The 2,497-nt window shown below is 72.6% G+C and carries 2 protein-coding genes; both read right to left on the bottom strand.

Features of this window, described 5'->3' with window-relative positions:
- Positions 1 to 15: 15 nt before the first annotated feature.
- Positions 16 to 1,200, bottom strand: a complete 1,185-nt coding sequence (locus HMPREF0731_RS20030) for a trans-sulfuration enzyme family protein (RefSeq protein ID WP_007006040.1) — start codon at positions 1,198 to 1,200, stop codon at positions 16 to 18.
- A 43-nt stretch (positions 1,201 to 1,243) separates the two neighbouring features.
- Positions 1,244 to 2,260, bottom strand: coding sequence for an amino acid ABC transporter substrate-binding protein (locus HMPREF0731_RS20025; RefSeq protein WP_007006039.1), 1,017 nt, complete (start codon positions 2,258 to 2,260; stop codon positions 1,244 to 1,246).
- Between the last annotated feature and the right edge of the window lie 237 nt (positions 2,261 to 2,497).

Here is a 2,497-nt window from a genome sequence, read left to right as displayed (position 1 = left end):
ATAGGGGCCGGCCGGTCAGGCGGGGACCGGCACCCGGCCGGCGGCCAGGGTGGCCAGCAGCCCCTCCAGATCGGCCCACAGCTCATCCTCCTGCTCCAGCCCGATGCTGATGCGCAGCACGGCGCCATCCCGGGTCCAGGGCCGGGCGCTGCGCTCCCCCCGGATCGCCATGGGCGCGATCAGGCTGCGCGTGCCGCCCCAGGAGGCGCCGATGGCGAAGACCCGCAGCGCGGTCAGCGCCGGGTTCAGCGCCGCCTCGGCGCCCGGCTGCAGGACGATGCTGAACACGCCGCCCGAGCCGCCGATGTCGCGCGCCCAGACCGCGTGCCCCGGGCAGGCGGGAAGGCAGGGATGCAGCACCTGCTCGACCAGGGGATGGTCCTGCAGCCGCCGGGCGAACATCTCCGAGACCCGGCCCATATGCGCCAGGCGCAGCCCCATTGTCTCGATGCCGCGCAGCGCCAGCGACACCTCGTCGGGCGAGACGCCGATGCCGAGGCTGCGCAGCACCTCCTTCATGCGCTGCCGCAGCGCCATGTCGCGCACCGTGACGGAGCCCAGCAGCAGGTCCGAATGCCCGCCGACATACTTGGTCAGCGCCTCCGCCGCGAAGTCGCAGCCCTGCGCGAGCGGCTTGAACAGCAGCGGCGTGCACCAGGTGTTGTCGCAGCCGACCAGCACGCCGCGCGCCTTCGCCGCGCGCGCGATGGCCGGCACGTCCTGCACCTCCATGGTGCCGGAGCCGGGCGATTCCACCCAGACCAGCCGGGTGCGCTCGGTGATGAGATCGGCGATGCCGGCGCCGATCAGCGGATCGTAGATCGTGTGCCCGATGCCGCGCGGCGCCAGATAGTCGCGGCAGATGTTGCGCACCGGGCCATAGGCGCTGTCCGGCACCAGAACATGGTCGCCGGGCAGCAGGAAGGTCAGGAACACCAGCGCCACCGCCATCTGGCCGGAGGGCACCAGCACGGTGCGCACGCCCTGGTGCAGTTCGGTCAGCTGCGCCTCCAGGGTGCGCGTGGTCGGCGTGCCGTGCAGCCCGTAGGTGTAGCCGTCGAAGCCGCGCTGCCCGCGCGCGGCAAAGCTTTCGCCATCCTCGTAGACGATGGTGGAGGCGCGGTAGGTCGGCACCGCCAGGCTGCGGAAGCCCGCCTGGGGCACCTCCGGGTGCTGGACGCAGCGGGTCAGGTCATGCATGGCTCGTTCCTGGGGTCGGGAGAGGGGCGTGGCGGGGAAGGGGTCAGCGGATCGGCGGCGCGTATTGCAGGCCGCCCTGCGTCCAGATCCGGTTGTGGCCGCGCGGCACGCCAAGCGGGGCGATGTTGCGGTCCCAGACCTCCGCATAGTTGCCGACCTGGCGCAGGATGTTGAAGGCCCAGCGGTTGTCGAGGCCCATGGCCCGCCCGAGATCGCCATCGACGCCGAGCAGGCGGCGGATGTCGGGGTTGGGGCTGGCCAGCGCCGCCTCGGCATCGGCGCCGCGGATCCCCAGCTCCTCGGCGGCGAGCATGGCGAAATGCGTCCAGCGCACGATGTCGAACCATTTGTCGTCGCCCTTGCGCACCAGCGGGCCGAGCGGCTCCTTGCTGATCACCTCGGGCAGCAGCGCATACTGCCCGGCGCCGGCGCCCTCGCCGAAGCGGAAGGAGGCGAGGGCGGAGGCGTCGCTCGAATAGCTGTCGCAGCGCCCGCTGCGGAAGGCGGCGCGCAGCTCGGTGACGTTGTCGATCAGCACCGGGGTGAAGCGCATGCCGCCGCGCCGGAAGTAATCCGTCACGGCGAGCTCGGTGGTGGTGCCGGGCAGGATGCAGATGGTGGCGCCATCCAGCTCGGCGGCCGAGCGGACGCCGGAGGCGGCATGCACCATGAAGGCGGTGCCGTCATGGAAGGTGATGCCGGCGAACAGCAGGCCAAGGCTCGCCTCGCGCCCGAGCGACCAGGTGGCGGTGCGCACCAGCAGGTCGATCTCGCCCGATTGCAGCGCGGTGAAGCGGTTGGTCGAGGTCAGCACGACGAACTTCACGCGGCCCGCATCGCCCAGCGTGGCGGCGGCGACGGCGCGGCAGAAATCCGCCTCGCTGCCGCGCATCTCGCCCCGGCTGTCGGCGAGGGCGAAGCCCGGATTGGTGCCGGAGACGCCGCAGGCCAGCTGGCCGCGGGCGCGCACCGCATCCAGCGTGGGCGAGCCCGAGCCCTGCGCCGCGGCGGCGGAGGCCAGCAGCGTGGCGGCCAGACATGACAGCATGGTCCTCAGCATCGGCGGGCTCCTGCGGCGTGTGCGATGCCGGCAGCGTGCCGCAGGCCCCCCGTCGCCGGAACTGACCCGGGGCATGGAGTCCATGACGGGATGTTATAGGCTGCGCGGCGCGTGCCCTTTCCGGCTGGCGCGGCGGCCCGCGCGCGGCCGGCATCTTGTGCGCGGCCGTGCCGCTCCCGACATGCTGGGCATGATCGACGCCAAGACCCTGCTCGACCGTTTCCTCGGCCCCGGCGC

It is taken from the genome of Pseudoroseomonas cervicalis ATCC 49957 (assembly GCF_000164635.1).
In the GTDB taxonomy this organism is placed as follows: Bacteria; Pseudomonadota; Alphaproteobacteria; order Acetobacterales; family Acetobacteraceae; genus Pseudoroseomonas; species Pseudoroseomonas cervicalis.
Note: the sequence above shows the minus strand (reverse complement) of the source record. Positions and strands in the feature narration are given on the sequence as shown.